This window comes from Vibrio sp. THAF190c (genome assembly GCF_009363355.1).
GTDB lineage: Bacteria > Pseudomonadota > Gammaproteobacteria > Enterobacterales > Vibrionaceae > Vibrio > Vibrio fortis_A.
On the sequence record NZ_CP045340.1, the window covers coordinates 151,910 to 167,374 of the forward strand.

17 protein-coding genes and 1 pseudogene are annotated in these 15,465 nt (G+C 43.2%); 6 read left to right on the forward strand and 12 right to left on the reverse strand.

Going from position 1 to position 15,465, the window contains the following annotated elements:
* Positions 1 to 90 precede the first annotated feature (90 nt).
* The gene (locus tag FIV04_RS23335; protein ID WP_152470816.1) at positions 91 to 957 is read right to left on the reverse strand and encodes an MBL fold metallo-hydrolase; all 867 of its coding nucleotides are present in this window, start codon (positions 955 to 957) and stop codon (positions 91 to 93) included.
* A gap of 107 nt (positions 958 to 1,064) precedes the next feature.
* On the opposite strand from FIV04_RS23335, the gene FIV04_RS23340 reads away from it, so the two are divergent.
* Positions 1,065 to 1,952 carry a LysR family transcriptional regulator gene (locus FIV04_RS23340; RefSeq protein ID WP_152470817.1) on the forward strand — a complete coding sequence of 296 codons (888 nt, stop codon included), beginning with the start codon at positions 1,065 to 1,067 and terminating at the stop codon, positions 1,950 to 1,952.
* A gap of 90 nt (positions 1,953 to 2,042) precedes the next feature.
* Here the strand turns inward: FIV04_RS23340 and FIV04_RS23345 are convergent, their stop codons facing one another.
* From FIV04_RS23345 to FIV04_RS23375, 7 genes are all read right to left on the reverse strand, one after another.
* The gene (locus FIV04_RS23345; RefSeq protein WP_152470818.1) at positions 2,043 to 2,444 is read right to left on the reverse strand and encodes a hypothetical protein; all 402 of its coding nucleotides are present in this window, start codon (positions 2,442 to 2,444) and stop codon (positions 2,043 to 2,045) included.
* Between the two features lie 28 nt (positions 2,445 to 2,472).
* A complete protein-coding gene (locus FIV04_RS23350) occupies positions 2,473 to 3,480 on the reverse strand; it encodes an SMP-30/gluconolactonase/LRE family protein (RefSeq protein ID WP_172974317.1) in 1,008 nt (335 codons plus the stop codon).
* Between the two features lie 247 nt (positions 3,481 to 3,727).
* Entirely contained in the window at positions 3,728 to 4,129 is a 402-nt protein-coding gene (locus tag FIV04_RS23355) for a nuclear transport factor 2 family protein (RefSeq protein WP_152470820.1), read from the reverse strand.
* 81 nt (positions 4,130 to 4,210) lie between these two features.
* Positions 4,211 to 5,173 (reverse strand): NmrA/HSCARG family protein, encoded by a 963-nt coding sequence (locus FIV04_RS23360; protein ID WP_152470821.1) that lies wholly within the window; start codon positions 5,171 to 5,173, stop codon positions 4,211 to 4,213.
* Positions 5,174 to 5,245: 72 nt separating this feature from the next.
* The gene (locus FIV04_RS23365) at positions 5,246 to 6,358 is read right to left on the reverse strand and encodes an alkene reductase (RefSeq protein ID WP_152470822.1); all 1,113 of its coding nucleotides are present in this window, start codon (positions 6,356 to 6,358) and stop codon (positions 5,246 to 5,248) included.
* Between the two features lie 125 nt (positions 6,359 to 6,483).
* The gene (locus FIV04_RS23370; protein ID WP_152470823.1) at positions 6,484 to 7,395 is read right to left on the reverse strand and encodes a LysR family transcriptional regulator; all 912 of its coding nucleotides are present in this window, start codon (positions 7,393 to 7,395) and stop codon (positions 6,484 to 6,486) included.
* A 161-nt stretch (positions 7,396 to 7,556) separates the two neighbouring features.
* The gene (locus FIV04_RS23375; protein WP_152470824.1) at positions 7,557 to 8,495 is read right to left on the reverse strand and encodes a LysR family transcriptional regulator; all 939 of its coding nucleotides are present in this window, start codon (positions 8,493 to 8,495) and stop codon (positions 7,557 to 7,559) included.
* A 171-nt stretch (positions 8,496 to 8,666) separates the two neighbouring features.
* Between FIV04_RS23375 and FIV04_RS23380 the strand changes: the two genes are divergently transcribed.
* Together FIV04_RS23380 and FIV04_RS23385 are read left to right on the forward strand one after the other, a co-directional pair.
* Entirely contained in the window at positions 8,667 to 9,272 is a 606-nt protein-coding gene (locus FIV04_RS23380; RefSeq protein WP_152470825.1) for an N-acetyltransferase, read from the forward strand.
* Positions 9,273 to 9,343: 71 nt separating this feature from the next.
* Positions 9,344 to 10,255 carry a DMT family transporter gene (locus FIV04_RS23385; protein WP_152470826.1) on the forward strand — a complete coding sequence of 304 codons (912 nt, stop codon included), beginning with the start codon at positions 9,344 to 9,346 and terminating at the stop codon, positions 10,253 to 10,255.
* 29 nt (positions 10,256 to 10,284) lie between these two features.
* On the opposite strand, the gene FIV04_RS23390 is transcribed toward FIV04_RS23385, so the two are convergent.
* Positions 10,285 to 11,199 carry a LysR family transcriptional regulator gene (locus FIV04_RS23390; protein ID WP_152470827.1) on the reverse strand — a complete coding sequence of 305 codons (915 nt, stop codon included), beginning with the start codon at positions 11,197 to 11,199 and terminating at the stop codon, positions 10,285 to 10,287.
* A gap of 124 nt (positions 11,200 to 11,323) precedes the next feature.
* On the opposite strand from FIV04_RS23390, the gene FIV04_RS23395 reads away from it, so the two are divergent.
* Positions 11,324 to 12,166 (forward strand): type 1 glutamine amidotransferase domain-containing protein, encoded by an 843-nt coding sequence (locus FIV04_RS23395; RefSeq protein WP_152471133.1) that lies wholly within the window; start codon positions 11,324 to 11,326, stop codon positions 12,164 to 12,166.
* A 69-nt stretch (positions 12,167 to 12,235) separates the two neighbouring features.
* Positions 12,236 to 13,111 carry an SDR family oxidoreductase gene (locus FIV04_RS23400; RefSeq protein ID WP_152470828.1) on the forward strand — a complete coding sequence of 292 codons (876 nt, stop codon included), beginning with the start codon at positions 12,236 to 12,238 and terminating at the stop codon, positions 13,109 to 13,111.
* A 113-nt stretch (positions 13,112 to 13,224) separates the two neighbouring features.
* Here FIV04_RS23400 and FIV04_RS23405 read toward each other — a convergent pair whose 3' ends face one another.
* The 3 genes and pseudogenes from FIV04_RS23405 to FIV04_RS23415 form a co-directional block, all read right to left on the reverse strand.
* Positions 13,225 to 13,860, reverse strand: a complete 636-nt coding sequence (locus FIV04_RS23405) for a LysE family translocator (RefSeq protein WP_152470829.1) — start codon at positions 13,858 to 13,860, stop codon at positions 13,225 to 13,227.
* A gap of 74 nt (positions 13,861 to 13,934) precedes the next feature.
* Positions 13,935 to 14,207 (reverse strand): annotated as a pseudogene (locus FIV04_RS27405) (helix-turn-helix transcriptional regulator); the annotation flags it as partial.
* 26 nt (positions 14,208 to 14,233) lie between these two features.
* On the reverse strand, positions 14,234 to 14,812 hold the full coding sequence (locus tag FIV04_RS23415) for an AraC family ligand binding domain-containing protein (RefSeq protein ID WP_152470831.1): 579 nt from the start codon (positions 14,810 to 14,812) through the stop codon (positions 14,234 to 14,236).
* A 180-nt stretch (positions 14,813 to 14,992) separates the two neighbouring features.
* Between FIV04_RS23415 and FIV04_RS23420 the strand changes: the two genes are divergently transcribed.
* Complete coding sequence (locus FIV04_RS23420) at positions 14,993 to 15,448, forward strand: GNAT family N-acetyltransferase (RefSeq protein ID WP_152470832.1); 456 nt, start codon at positions 14,993 to 14,995, stop codon at positions 15,446 to 15,448.
* Positions 15,449 to 15,465: the final 17 nt, after the last annotated feature.

Below are 15,465 nucleotides of genomic sequence, written 5' to 3' on the forward strand. Positions count from 1 at the left end.
AGTTTTATCTCAGTGTTAGCTGCAATGGCAGTTAACACTGAAGTAGAACTGTAACGCCAACCACACATTGGGTCGAAAATTAGTGTGCGTTTACCACTTCATTTCACCCATATGGACCTTAGCACCAATACTTAGCGCCATTGGTAGTTGTGCATCGGGGTAGCTTGCCGACATTTGGTCGATCACTTCCGTGCTATTCTTGCTGCTACCTTTTGCTTTCTGGAAGTCTGAAAGGTACTGCTGGGAATAGCTTATAGTGCTTGCGTCAAGCTTGGTTCCAGCTTTCATGTGTCCTGGAATGACAATATCTGGTTTTAGCTCTTGCAGTTCTTTCAACTGTTTAACCCATGCTTTCTGGCTACTATCCGATTGCGCGTCAGCCATCCAAAGGTGCAAATTGCCATACACGGCGACGTTGCCCAGAACCGCTTTGTTAGAAGGGATCCACAAGTAAGGACGATGAGCCAACTCACCTTGTGTGCCACGAACCTCAATTTCGTGTCCGTCAATGGTCAACACATTACCTTCGATAGCTTGTGGTAGGTACGGTTCAACTGGAGCATTGCTCCCCATTTTTGGTCCCCAAAACGCCAGTTTGCCAGCCAATTTCTTCTCTATAACCTCAATCACTTTCGGCGTACTCAGTACTTGCGCTTTCGGAAACAGCGCATGTAGCACCTCAGCACCAAAATAGTAGTCTGGGTCAGCCTGACTGATAAAAATGGTTTTCAGCTCTTTTCCACTATCAAGAACTTTTGCGGCAATACGCAGAGCGTCAGCTTTGGTAAAGCCGGTATCGACAACCATGACTTCACTTTCACCGATTACTAATGTTGAGATTACGTGGAAGCTGTTCTTGTCAGCGTTATAAACATCAAGAGTTAGTGGCGTGTTTTCTGCTGCGGTTGCATTAGTGGCGAGTAAGATAGATGCGGCCATTAGAGTTAAATTTTTCATACCGTTCTCCTTCTATGTGTTTGGGTACGGAGAGGATAGTAAGGAATTGACGTGCTCAGAAAAACACACCAAACTGAGCATTATTGTTTCTTAATTCGAGCGAATATATGGATAGGCTAACAGCTGCAAAGGTGTTTGTTGATGTTGCAGCGACGGGTAGTTTTACTGCTACAGCAGACAGGCTGGATATGTCTCGCCCTATGGTGACGAGATACATTGAGACGATGGAAGCTTGGCTGAATACGCGCCTTTTACATCGAACTACTCGAAAAGTATCTTTAACAACAGCGGGCCAAACATGCTTGGAAGAGGTTAAACAGTGGCTTGATCAAGCCGAAAGCCTAAGCGAGTTTGCAGATAACAGTGGTGAGTTGTCGGGTACAGTTCGGTTGGCAACCAGCATGTCATTTGGTTACTCTCAATTGGTGCCTGCTATTCAAGAGTTTATGGTAGAGAACCCCAACGTAAACATCGATATCGACTTACATGATTCAGTAACCGACCTAACTGAAAGTCAGATAGATCTTGCTGTCCGGATCGCCTCGACACCGGATCCGTCTTTGATAGGTAAACCGATATCGATATGTGAGTCAGTAGTGGTCGCTTCGCCAGAATATTTGAATAGAAATAGTGCTATTTCTAAACCAAGCGATTTAACCGGTCATACTTGTCTTGGGTATAAAAATTTTCAACAACATATTTGGCATTTAACAAAAGACAACACACAACAATCGGTAGAAGTTAAGTGTAACTTGACAGCAAATGAAGCAACCGCCTTATTGCAAGCCGCATTGCATGGTGCAGGCATAGCTATCCAACCATTTTATCTCGTGAATCAGTACATTAAAGATGGACAGCTTCAGCAGGTTTTGCCGGATTGGAAACCTGACGAATTAACCATTTATGTTCTCTATTCTTCCAGAAAGTATATGTCACCAACTGTTCGTGCACTGATTGATCATTTATCAGATTACTTTTCTGAAGCTCGTTGGTAAGGTTCTCGTTAGTTATTATCAATAAAATAAACGACGACTATCCACTATAAAAATGCAGGGAACGAACGGCTCCCTGCTTCAGTGAGGAAGTTAAGCCAGAGCTTTACCAAACCACTCAAAATAGGCAGTGTCGGCCACACGATTAACCATCAACATTTTGCCTTCATGGTTAATCACAGCTTCATCACCAAAGTGACCTTCTTTCACTTCACCACTGGTTTTGCTGCGTACTTTCAAATACTCATGATAGAAAATATGCCCTTGATGCACCTCAATTACATGACTGGCAGCAGCGTCGATAAATTCAATCTTACTAAAGATAAAGTCCCATGTTTCCGGTTTGCAAAGCCCTTCCGAACCCTCTCGCGCTTCGTCGTTTACAATGTAAGCAAGCCCGTAATGGAAAAGTTCTGCCATCGCTTGTGAATCGGCTCTCTTTAAACCTTCTGCATATTTGGTTAAAAACTCTTGGCCGAGTGTTGTTGAGCTCATTTGTCTTCTCCTGTTTACGTGTAATAATTTAATTCCAGCCTTGGCTGAGAGTGTCGATCTCATACAGCGCGCCTCCGGCTGTGATATATAACTTGTGGCTATCTTCACCCTTACCGAATGCAACATTGGTTGGCTTATATGGTGTCGTTAGTTCATCGACTTTTTCACCTTCAGGATTGAACACATGAATACCAAAATTTGAATCAGCTCTTGCAGCGACATACAGATTACCTACTGAGTCCGTCACCATCCCATCTGGGCCATCTTCTTGGCCGTAATCGAATACAACTTTGGGTTTCCCTGAAAGAGAGTTTCCAATCAGTTCAAATGCTAAGACACGCATTGGCCCAAATGATACGCCTTCAGTTGGTTCAAGTAAGTTATCGCTATTGATGTAATGCTCTGCCACATAAAGCGTTTTACCATCAGGAGAGACTGCAACACCGTTAGGTTTTAGTACGTCTTTGGTGACGAGAGAGATATCAAGGGACTTGTCAATGGCGTACACACCAAAAAAGTCTTGCCCACGGTCTTCATATCCAAGATACCTAGGGTCGGTTACAAAGATGGTGCCATTTGGCGCGATTGCTAAATCATTCAAACCATTAAAGGGTTTGTTTTGATATCGAGCGGCAAGTAAACGCGATTCATTATTTTCTAAATCCAATTCGACTAGACTGCGTGTTCCGTAGTTGGCTCTAGATGCCATCAAAAGTTTGCCATCTTGATTGAACTTCATGCCATTGACTTGACCATTCACGCCAAGTAATACGGATGTGCTATTTGTCTTTGGATGATAAACAAGAGTTCGACCAAGTTTGTCACCTGGCTGTTTTGTTGGCCTTACATCGACAAAGTAAACATCACCCGTAGGCGAGACTGTGACACCTTCTGTGAACTGACCACCGGTATACAATTGTTTAAGTTCAGCGTTCTCCGGAAACACAGACGCATTGGTATAGTTGGATATTGAGATCCCGGCTGTTAAAACGCTTAATAAGAATGGTTTGGCTAATGTACTTAAGTGCTTTTTCATATAAGTGAATCCTATTCTTGTTGTCTTGCAACCACTGCCGGTATCAAACGTCATCGACAGAATAAAATGGTCTAAATCAATAATTGAGATTCTAGGGTTTACCTTTAAGCACTTAAATACCCTAAATGTTCTTTTACTATGTACTTTTTTGTTCATAAAAAAGGGTAATAAAGTACTTAACTTCTGACTCCAGAAAGACGAAAGAAGGAATTGAAATTGGGAGTTGGAATTATTGTGAATTGAGCCGCTACGCACCTATTAGGTAACGGCTTATTGTCCAGAAAGCATTATTAGGTGATGGCACAAAGCTAAATTGTAGGCGCCCCGATATCTCAACAGGGCTAAGTGTAGAACTTTGCTTAGCGGTGAAGATAACGTTACATGTAGCGTTTATCAGCTCATCACTCTCACGCGTGATATTGAAATTTGAAACTAGGTGGCTGCTATCTACGAATGACGCGATAACCTCTTCGTAAAACGAAGCGTACTCTTCTTTGGTTGTAATTCGAACGCTCGAAGACGTGATTAGAAAGTCGCTCCAATGAAAGTCGTACTCAAATGCTTCAAGTGGTTCGCGACTATCAAATTTTCGATAGTATTCTTTGACAAAGGCTTCAAGCTCTTTGGCTATTACATCGTCAGTATTCATGTTTTTCGCTCCTTGATAATCAAGTTCTGAATTGAGAGTGAACTGCTCTCTGCTTTATATACAGAGAGCGGTCCTGATAGTTTATTCAGCGAGTTTCTTTTGCACCAAACGTGTTTCGCCTAACCAGCCCGTTTCTTTCAACCAGTAGCTAAACGTTCTCAACCCAGGGTGTATTGCACGCAATTCGTCGTACTGACGCGGCATACCGACTTCGCGATGGAAAACAAAGTGGTTTAATGCATCATGAGCAAAGCCACCTGCGGACAGAAACACCTCGTCATCAATCGGCTGATAACGGGCTTTGATTCCTGTTACGTCCGAAAACTGCTGCGCTATCTGCATACCAGTGACAGCCTCACTACCAATCGATAATGTCTTACCCGCGTATTGTGACCAGTTGTTCAGTATGTGATTGGTAAACCAACCGATGTCATCCAGGGCTACCATGGAAAATGGTTTGTCACCAATTGGAAGCGTGAAGACAAGTTCATCGGTTTGGTCGTCTTTTTGTGGCGGGAAGAATGACATCAAATTTTCAAAATACGGCAGCGTACGCAACACCATCACATTGTTTGAATAGAAATCGGGCTCGTTCTTGAAGTGCTCAAGTGAGCGTTGCCAATTAATTTCCTGTTCTACAATCGCTTTCGAGTCGAAATGTGTCACCGGGATATTCCCTGTGGAATCAGACATACAATTTTCAAGTGAGCTAAATATTACTTGTTCTACCTTAAGCTCTTTAGCCACCTTAAGTAAAAGCAACATCTGAGCACGCTCATTTTCTGGGTTATCAGTATTAGTCCAGAAATCGGTATTAATGAACACAGCATCAACACCTTGCATGGCAGCACGCATGTCCGCTCCATTGCTTGTATTACCTTCAAAAAGCTCAATATGGGAACCTGACTCACGTAGAGCTTGCGCAATCGCACTATTAGTGTTCCGGGTTAAGGCTCTGATATTCCAACCGTGAATGTTCGCAATAACATGGCGTCCCATCGCGCCAGTTGCCCCAATGATGAGTACAGTTTGTTGATGCTCCATTGTTTTTCTCCGAGACTATATTCTTATGATGGATGAAGGTGAGACTCAGCCCACCTTAAACGGCTAACGAAATTATTCAGTGGCAACAAACAGGTCTTTCACTGCTGGATCGATGATTGGGTAATCGGTTATGCCTTTCCCTGCACCGCCATAATATGTCGAACGATCATTTTCATTCAGCGGTAGGTTTTCTTTAAAGCGGTAGACGAGATCTGGGTTGGAGATGTAGTACTCACCGAAAGCGACGATATCGGCATAACCAAGATCCAGCATGTCTTGTGCTGATTCTTTGGTATGACGCCCTGCGACAATAATTGGATTATTCCAAATCTCGCGAACTTGGCGACGGAATGAGGAAGGCACAGGCCGCCAAGTGGCAACATTTTCAGAGAAATGGACGTAAGCGAGGTTTAGATGTGCTAACGCTTCGATAGCTTTTAGAGCAAGTGAAGGCATTTCTGGATCCACGTCTGGATCATCAATGACCAAATAAGGAGAAAGACGGAAACCTACTTTGTCCGCACCTATTTCTTTGGCAACCGCTGATACTGTTTCAACCAAGAATCGCACGCGGTTTTCTTGGCTTCCACCATACTCATCAGTGCGTTTGTTCGCACTTTGAAGCATAAATTGCTCAAAAAGATAAGTGTTTGCCGAATGGATTTCTACACCATCAAACCCGGCTTCAACAGCGTTTTTCGCAGCTTGAACGAAGTCGTTTTGTGTTTGAACAATATCCTCTTTTGTCATGGCACGAGGCACTTCTTGTTCAACGAACCCATAACCGCCTTCAGGCAGGGGGCCAAACCCTTTGTTAACACCCTTAATTGCAGATGGTGCGACAGGTTGTTCGCCACCGGTAATACTAGGGTGAGTCACACGGCCAACGTGCCAGAGTTGAATGAAGATTTTGCCACCTCTCGCATGAACAGCGTCAGTCACTTTCTTCCAGCCATCAATCTGCTGTTGGTTATAGATCCCAGGTGTGAAAGCGTAGCCTCGACCAACTTCGGAAATCGGGGCACCTTCGGTGATGATAAGCCCAGCGGTTGCACGCTGTTCGTAGTATTTAACGATGTGATCGTTAAGAGAACCGTCAAGGCCTGCACGAGAGCGTGTCATTGGTGCCATAGCCATGCGGTTTGAAAGTTGGATGTTACCTAGTTTAAATGTAGAGAAAAGCATAGCGCCCTCCGATATCGAAATGAGATTACGAGATCTAGGTTAAGGCGTCATATTGAAGACTTAAATAGCCATAAAGTGATTACACTATGTACTATTTAAGCAATAGTAGGAGTATCAGATAGCCATTAATGTGATTCAAATTGTCGTTTGATTTTCTCGATAAACAGACGTGCACCAAAACTCAGTGCTCGATTTGGGTAAACGGCATAAATCGCAGCTTCGTCCGGGAAGTGTGTTTCAGGAAACAATTGGATCAATTCTCCACTGAGTAACTCTCGCGTCGCATTATGATCGGTAACCATGGTGTAGTACATTCCGGCTTTGGCGCTTTGAATTAAAGACTCAGGAGAGCTGCTTTTATAGGCTGGCTGCATATCAACCTCTTGAATCTTATCTTCATCGTAGAAGCGTATTTTGTCTCTCACAACACCATGTCGTGCATAACAAGCAGAAGGTAATTCACCAAGCTGTTCAATGGTTTCTGGTATCCCATATTTTTCAATAAACGCTGGGCTTGCGACTAACACTAGATTCGATGAACGAAGTTTTTGACCGATTAATGAGCTATCTTGAGGTTCCCAAACTCGAATGGCCATGTCGAACTCTTCTTTAATGATATCAACACGTCTATCGTCATAATCTACTTCAAACTTAATGTCTGGATATTCAGATTGTATTTCTCGAATGCTGGGTAGTACATAATCTAGGCTCAAATGAGAAGCGCAAGTTAGCCTGACTAAGCCCTTTGTTGTTGTGCTGTAGTTTTGCGCGTAACTATTCATTTTCTCTTCAAGCCCCTTAAGAACAAGGGCTTGTTGGTAGATCTCTTCTCCGGCTTCAGTAAGAGAAAGAGCCCGGGTTGTGCGTTTTAGTAACACGACACCCAGTTTATCCTCCAATGCCTTAATGTTTCTAGACAGTAAGGATGGCAACATATCTCGGTGTTTAGCTGCTTCAACAAAACTTTCATACTTCACAACATCGACAAACGCCATCAGTTGTTTATTCAATTCAATCGCCATTTTCTTACTTGCCATCGGTGTTTTTTAGTTTGATTATGAACTAAAAGGTTCATAAATGAATTGTTTTAGTGATGCTTTTTAATGTTATTAGGCAAGATCAAGTTGCCTTGATGAGACATTGAAACTCAAAGAAGTTTAGTTAATCTCGGTAATGGCTTTTACCGTTTTTAATTCCTCTAATCTTCAAGAGCAGAGTTTGAGACTTCAATAGACGTGTCTTCATTCAGTTCATTAAGTTGTTGGCGAATCCATTTGATTTTAGGATCGTTGCCCCTTGTTTTGTGCCAGTAAAACTGCACGCAATAATCCGGAACCTCCAATGGTAGTGGGGAGATAATCAGTGGGATTTGTTTCTTTACTTCAAGAGCATATTTTCTTGGCAGAGTTAACAGATATGGTGTGCCTTGGACAAAGCTAGGTGCTGTGATGACACTTGCGGTTTTGACGGCAACTTGTCTCTTCTTCCTCAACCTCGATAGCGCTAGGTCAATGATGCCTCTTGTCTCACCCCAAGGGTTGATAAGGACATGTTTATACTGAAGAAAATGAGTAAGATCGAGAGTGCCTTTTAAAGGGTGGGTTTTACAGCGAACAGAAACGTAAGTGTCCTTGAACCACACATGATGATCGAGGCTTTCAGAGGTCTCTTTTTGATGGACAAAGCCGCAGACTAGGTCGAGCTTGTTCCTGCTCAACATTTCTTCAGGCGACCTTTCATCCCACCGCACAAACTCAATATTAATATTCGGGTATTTGTTCGCCAAACTCACAACAAGTGGTCGCATGCACCACCCGGTGTAGTCTGTGGTTGCAATGCGGAAAGTATGGCTATCGTTTGGATTAAAAACTTGTGAAGAGGCAAGCCCATTACCGATCAACTCTAATCCCGCTATCAAGTCGTTGGCTATCTGGTCGGAATACTGTGTCGGTAGCATTCTGTTGCCAACACGGACAAACAACTCATCTCCCAAGCGCTCTCTGAGTCGTTGCAGCGCATGGCTACATGCTGACTGGCTAATATTTAAGCTCTCTGCCGTTGCCTTAACAGAACTTGTTTCATAAAGGCTGGCAAATAGCTTGATTAGGTTCAAATCGATATTTTGATTAAAAGTCATGTATATTTTTCAGTTGGTGGTTGAAGAAAATGCACTACCTTCATGTTGAGATCGAGATTACACTCCTTTAACTAGCTGTCAAGGACCGACAAAGCGACCCCTAAAGGCATCTATTGCTGAACCAAGGGAAGTACTCGGCTCGACACACCAAAGAACAATGGAAGGTTAAAAGTGAATTACCAACTTAAATATCAGGAAATGTCACACGCTCTGTATGAAGCCCTGAAAGACGACCCATTTTATATTGCAATAGAAAGTGCGATTGATGATCGCGAGAATGCTAGACAGAAGATGCTGAAGTATTTTGACTATTCAATTGATGAAAGCCAAAAGTATGGGGAGCTACTGATTCCAGAAGGTGATGCTTATGGAGTGTCTGTATGGAGTCGACCTATTGCTGATGACATTGAATTACAAAGGTCGAAATCAAAAAAGGCGTTCTTATTAACGGAGCTCGGAGAAAACGCTCTAACTACATATAACAAGATTGTTGATTTTATGTCGGAACAAGCAGAGCCGCTGATTTGTTCCAAAGCTTGGTATTTATCTATTGTCGGTGTTCTCCCTGCGTATCAAGGAAGAGGGTATGGAGCGAACCTAATTGCGCCGGTACTTTCACAAACAGATCAGCTTGATGTTCCCACTTACTTAGAGACATTTACCCCTAGAACGAAAAAATTCTACCGCCAGTTAGGTTACTCAGAAATAAGTGTTTTCGTAGAGCCCGTTACTCAAGCGGAATACTCCATCATGATGAGACCAGCGAACAAGTTATAGTGATCAGGCTCATCATGCAGAGTCGATAATAAGTATATTTCTACCACGTTAAAAATATTTTGGGGATCTCTATGGATCGATCGTTGTTAAAGGCTCATTTGGCGGTAATGACGGCTGTCGTTATTTGGGCTACATCTTTTATTGCATTGAAAGTCGCGATTGGTGAAGTTGCACCTATGGTCGTGGTCTTTTTTCGTATGGTGATTGGCTCACTCGCTTTTTTGGTGGTTTGGCCGTGGATTCGTAACGGAATAAACTATCAAGCAGGAGACTGGAAGTTATTATCATGTATGGCATTACTTGAACCTTGTCTCTATTTTATTTTTGAAGCTCAAGCCATGCGTTTTACCAGTGCAGGTCAGGCCGGTATGGTCACTTCCATGTTGCCTTTAATGGTGGCTGTTGCCGCTTACTTTCATTTAAAGGAACGTAATACCCCGCGTCAATGGGTTGGGCTAATTATTGCTGTTCTCGGTGTGGTATGGATGACGCTGAGCGGAACCGAAAGCGAGCAAGCCCCCAATCCAGTATTAGGTAATCTATTGGAATTTGGCGCGATGGTGACTGCTGTCGGGTATACGTTACTGATTAAGCAATTAGTGCAACGCTACTCAGCTTTCGTTTTAACTGCGATTCAAACCTTCGTCGGTACCATATTCTTTTTACCACTGGCATTAAGCTCTGATTGGCCAACCGATATTTCATTTAATGCTGTTAGTAGTATTGTCTACCTAGGGTTGGTGGTATCGCTTGGAGGGTATGGGCTATATAACTACTCATTGACTCGGATTAAAGCTTCTACGTCAGCAGGCTATATTAATCTAATCCCTGCATTTACTTTGTTTTTCTCTATGCTGCTGCTAGGCGAGCGTTTGGTTCTCACTCAATGGATAGCGATTGGAATTATCTTTTTCGGGGTGCTTTTGAGTCAGGATAGAACACCACGTGCAGAGCAGCAGGTGGCGCGTGATATCAATGGTTAGTGCTAAACAACGCACATCGCAGGTAGGCACTATTGAACTGTGCCTTCCATAACGTGGACCATTTGTTCTCGTAACCAAATGTTGGCTTGGTCATCTTTATTTTTTATATGCCAATAGAGTTTCATCGCATATCCTTCCAAGTCGACAGGTGTCTCAAAGGTCTCAACCGCAAATCTATCCGCCATCATTTCCACAAACTTACGAGGTGCCGTTAAGATGCCATCGCTTGATTCTACGATGAATAGAGCACTGGCAAAGTTCGCGACTTTATATTGCACATTTCTAGATAGACCGATCGTGTCTAAAGCGTCATCAACCATGCCTCGGTTACTACTTCCAGTCCCAGCGAGTACATGAGGATACTGACAAAAGTGTTTAGCCTCCATATTCGTTTTTAGTAATGGGTGGCTTGTTCTTACCACGGAAACAAAGTCGTCTCGGTAGAGTGTTCTCACCATTAAGCTCGGGTGACTTGATTCAATCACGCTAATCGAAAAATCAACCTCACCACTCTCAATTTGGCTTGCTAGGCTACGCTTATCTAATTTTTTGAACACAAGCCGAATATTTGGAGCAATCTTGCTGAGGTGCTTAATCAAGTGAGGCATTAAAGCATGTTCCACTAAGTCACTGGTCGCGATATAAAACGTGCGATCAGATAGTGCTGGGTCAAATACCTCTTGAAACAAGATGTTCTGCTCGAAATCGTTGAGCCATCGACTAAGCACTGGCTGCATCAATTCCGCTCTTGGTGTGAGCTCCAATTTATTGCCTTGTCGAATAACTAACGAATCATTGAAGCTATCTCGTAGCTTTTTCAGTATATGGCTGACAGCTGACTGGGTTAGTCCAGCTCTCTCGCCCGCTTGAGTAAGATTTTTGGTTTCAAAAATGATTTGTAAAAGTCGAAGCTGTTTAAGCTCTATGCCTGAGATATTCGCCATTCGCTGATACCACTATTAATTTTCATCATGTCTATATTAGACCAATTAATTTCAATAATAACGTCTTGCTCCTTATCTTGTTTATCGAGTCACAAGGAATCGAAACAAATAAGAGGAATCTATGATGAAACTTAACAAAATTTTAGCCATGACAGCATTAGCTGTGAGTTCAGTAGCCCAAGCAGATGAGGTTTTGGTCGTCATGTCCGATGTATCAGAGATGCAGTTGAAAGGAGGCTACAACTATCAAACTGGTGTGTACCTCAACGAGCTGATGGAACCTGTAAAACTGCTTTTGGATGCGGGCCACACATTAACTTTCGCAACGCCTACGGGCCAAGCGCCAACTTTAGACCCAGTGTCAGATACACCAAGCCACTTTTTAGATGAAAGTGACACTAACTATCAATCACACAAGGCACTGTTTGAACAGCTGCAGTTGACAGATAAAGCGGCGAGCCCAGTTGTGAGTTTCTCCCGTATCGAACAGATGGGTATTGAGAGCTTCGATGCCGTCTTCGTTCCTGGCGGGCACGCACCATTGGGTGACTTAGTGGCTAATGATCAACTGGGTGAGTTCCTGCGTCACTTTAATGCTGAAGGCAAGCCAACCGCGCTCGTGTGCCATGGTCCTATCGCGTTGCTCTCTTCAATGCCTAACAGTAAAGAATTTGAAAGAAAGCTAAAAGCAGGGGAGCAGCCACAACCAAGCGAAGGCTGGCCATACGCTGGTTATCAAATGACGACCTTTAGCAATACGGAAGAAACAGTCGCTACGCAGTACTACCTAGGCGGTGATGAGCTGTATTTCTGGCCTCAAGACGCTCTCATTCATGCGGGAGCGAAGTACTCAAAAGGTGAGCAAGATTGGCACCCGCATATCGTTGTAGACCGTGAGCTAATCACTGGTCAAAACAACAAATCATCCGTGGGCGTTGCCCAAGCTCTATTGAAGGCGTTGGACTAGTTCTTCTTTCAATTTAGAGAAGTTGTCTTTTGCAATGACCCTTATCTCAAAGAAACTAAGGAATTTATAATGAAAAAAACAGTGATGATTACAGGTGCCAACAGCGGTTTTGGCTATCTAATGGCTAAGACACTGAACTCCAACGGTTACAAAGTTATTGGCTCGATGCGTGATGTTCATGGGCGTAATGCCTCTATCGCTCACGAACTCAAAACTCAAGGAGTATCAGTGATTGAGATTGATGTGACTAGCGACGTTAGTGTTGAAAAAGGGGTACAAGAGGCAATCAATTCAGTCGGTACAATTGATGTCTTAATTAACAATGCTGGTGTCGGCACCCTAGGGTGGCAGGAAAGCTTTGATATCGACGATTTCAAGCGAGTTTTTGATATCAATGTATTTGGTGTTCAACGTCTGACTCGAGCTCTCGTACCTCACATGAAAGCAAATGGGCAAGGGACGCTGATTCAGCTATCGAGCATTTTGGGTAAATTTGTATTGCCATTTCTTGGGCCATATAACGCAACCAAGCATGCGGTCGAAGGGTTGGCGGAAAATTACCGTGTTGAACTATCGCAGTTTGGAATTCAATCTTTGATTGTGCAACCGGGAGGCTTCGGTACAGATTTTGGGGCTAACTTGATGCGACCTAGTGATAAAGAAGCGGTAACAAGTTATGGCGACCACGCTTTGGCACCAGAACAAATGTGGGCGGGCACTGAGCAAGGTCATGATGCTGATGATGCACCAAGTCCTCAAATGGTCGCAGATAGTGTACTTGAGCTACTCGATACAAACGCAGAAGATCGCCCATTTCGTACCGTTGTTGACCCGTCAGGTCTTAACCCTGTCATTGGAAAAATTAATGAAGAGACAGAACAAGCTATGCAATCTATCTACTCAAGCTACGGTATGAGTGAGTTGTTTAAACTTAACCATAGTTAACTCGTCTAATCACTGTGCAGGCTTGGGTTGGAGGCAATTAAATACTAACCTAACTAAGGCCGCTGCTTTATGGCAGTGGCCTGTTTTATTGTGCCGAAGCTTTTTACGATAGTTCAGTGCATCACCAGTCTGGTTGCTGTGATGTATAGCGCTAGAGAAATAAGGGTTGCTCCTGAAAACTGGTGGACTCGTTTGGATAATCGCTCGCTTTTACTCAAACGCTCTCCAATAGCACTAGCAAAAAACACCAGTGGTAGTTCCACAAGAACCATGATTATCACGAGTAATACCCCTAAAAGAAGCATCTGTTCACTGATCCGACCCATTTCGTGAGAAATAAATTGAGGGAAAAAAGAGAGGGTAAAAATAATAGCTTTGGGATTAAGTAAATTAGTCATTACTCCCTGCATATAGATTTTTTTAAGAGTACGAGCAGGGCGCTTATCTAACGATGATATCATTGCATGATGAGTAAAGATCCCCCAACCAATCCATCCCATATACAAAGCTCCTGTAAGTACAAGGATCTTATACAATGCCGGAGATGCTGAAACGACGGCGGCGACGCCTAGCGTTGCCAAAATGACATGAATGTATGCCCCGCTGGCGACTCCTAAGATAGAAACTACCCCTGCTTTTTTCCCGCTAGATAGCGCGTTTGACATCACGTACACCATGTCTGTACCTGGGGTGATCATCAATACGAATGTTGCAACGGTGAAAAGAGCTATTAAATTACTGTCGATCATTTTTCGATTACCTGAAGTGAGTTCTGTAATCGCAGGGTGACAAAGGTTAGAAGGCAGTTATATAACAGAATTGCTCACTTGAATTCGGCGGCATACTTTTTAGGAGAGATCCCAAATGTGGCTTTAAATTGACGACCCAAATGAGACTGGTCAGAAAAGCCACAGGCTACAGCGGCACGCGCGATAGGGTAACCGTTGCCAAGGAGCTGTTTTGCTTTTAGTAACCTCAATTGACGCAAGTACTTGTTCGGAGAAATATTGAATACTCGAGAAAACTGACGGCATAGGTGGAACTTAGAAAGGTTGACCTCATGAGCTAAGTGATCGAGAGTGATCAATTCGTCGTAATGAGTTTCTAGATAGTCGCGTGCTTTTACAAATTCCTGAAGTCTTCTACCTTAGGAGAAAGGTCATCGACGATGACAATTTGCGATAGTCGTTCGACAAGAAGTCCCATACATCGAGTCCAACAGACGTCAATATCAAACATGGTTGATGACGGTTCTGCTAATTGCATGGCACATTGTACTAATTCTTGGTGCAATTCTGGTGAGTTCACTGTCATGTGTGAAATCAACGGGACACGTTGTCCGAATTGTTCAAACGCCTTACTTAGCTCTGTCTCTTGGACATAGAACATCACATATTTACAGTTATCGGAGCCAAGGACTTTTCCTGCATGGACCTCTCCGGGAGCGAGCAGGGATACTTGCCCAGACGTTACTACCCCATCACCATTCCCTTTAGGACTATTGTCATGAGCACCTGTAATCACAGCCCCAATAGACCATGTTTCATGCCAATGAGCATCAAACTTATGACTTGCAAAATCTGCAATTAGAACCTCAACACCACCACGATTTCCGACGGCGTAAAATTGAGCATTATTTAACAACATCAGCCAAAAACTCAGTATCCAATCCTTGATATCTTGAGCGACCATTGAACTCATTAACGTAATATTTATCAAGTTCTAGTTGGCTTTGTCCGGCGTTTCGAATCTTTGAGTACCCATTTCAGTGATTTATAGTATGCTATGAGAATAGCCTTGGTATCTAATTCATATTATTGATTTATATATGCATTGGATGTTATTCATCTTTTAGTTGCTCAGAGCTCAAAGGGAAAAATCGTGGAATTAAAATATCGCTCCGCTCAATTCGAAGACCTAGAAAATCTTGTATCGCTCCTCGCCAATGATCCTTTGGGTAGTAAACGGGAAGATACTACGATCCCTTTGAATAGCGCGTATGTTTCAGCATTTCAAGCCATCACTAACGATCCAAATAATGAGTTGCTTGTCGTAGAGCTTAATGACGCGTTAGTCGGCATGCTCCAAATTACGTTTATTCCTTATCTTACACATATTGGTAGTTGGCGTTGCCTTATCGAAGGCGTCAGAATTCATGAAGAGTTTCGCGGGCATGGCTTTGGTGAACAAATGTTCCAACATGCTATCAAGTTAGCCAAGGAAAAAGGTTGTAACTTGGTGCAACTTACAAGTGACAAGAAACGCCCAGACGCGATAAGGTTTTACGAAAAACTTGGTTTTAAAGCGACACATGAAGGGTTTAAGTTAGCGCTGTAAATCGCCTCATCCATGGT

Coding starts and splice junctions, on each gene's coding strand:
- FIV04_RS23370 (WP_152470823.1), bottom strand. CDS start 7,395: ATGGCAAGTAAGAAAATGGCGATTGAATTGAATAAACAACTGATGGCG.
- FIV04_RS23335 (WP_152470816.1), bottom strand. CDS start 957: ATGAAAAATTTAACTCTAATGGCCGCATCTATCTTACTCGCCACTAAT.
- FIV04_RS23395 (WP_152471133.1), top strand. CDS start 11,324: ATGAAACTTAACAAAATTTTAGCCATGACAGCATTAGCTGTGAGTTCA.
- FIV04_RS23375 (WP_152470824.1), bottom strand. CDS start 8,495: ATGACTTTTAATCAAAATATCGATTTGAACCTAATCAAGCTATTTGCC.
- FIV04_RS23350 (WP_172974317.1), bottom strand. CDS start 3,480: ATGAAAAAGCACTTAAGTACATTAGCCAAACCATTCTTATTAAGCGTT.
- FIV04_RS23340 (WP_152470817.1), top strand. CDS start 1,065: ATGGATAGGCTAACAGCTGCAAAGGTGTTTGTTGATGTTGCAGCGACG.
- FIV04_RS23365 (WP_152470822.1), bottom strand. CDS start 6,358: ATGCTTTTCTCTACATTTAAACTAGGTAACATCCAACTTTCAAACCGC.
- FIV04_RS23360 (WP_152470821.1), bottom strand. CDS start 5,173: ATGGAGCATCAACAAACTGTACTCATCATTGGGGCAACTGGCGCGATG.
- FIV04_RS23415 (WP_152470831.1), bottom strand. CDS start 14,812: ATGAGTTCAATGGTCGCTCAAGATATCAAGGATTGGATACTGAGTTTT.
- FIV04_RS23385 (WP_152470826.1), top strand. CDS start 9,344: ATGGATCGATCGTTGTTAAAGGCTCATTTGGCGGTAATGACGGCTGTC.
- FIV04_RS23345 (WP_152470818.1), bottom strand. CDS start 2,444: ATGAGCTCAACAACACTCGGCCAAGAGTTTTTAACCAAATATGCAGAA.
- FIV04_RS23355 (WP_152470820.1), bottom strand. CDS start 4,129: ATGAATACTGACGATGTAATAGCCAAAGAGCTTGAAGCCTTTGTCAAA.
- FIV04_RS23390 (WP_152470827.1), bottom strand. CDS start 11,199: ATGGCGAATATCTCAGGCATAGAGCTTAAACAGCTTCGACTTTTACAA.
- FIV04_RS23405 (WP_152470829.1), bottom strand. CDS start 13,860: ATGATCGACAGTAATTTAATAGCTCTTTTCACCGTTGCAACATTCGTA.
- FIV04_RS23400 (WP_152470828.1), top strand. CDS start 12,236: ATGAAAAAAACAGTGATGATTACAGGTGCCAACAGCGGTTTTGGCTAT.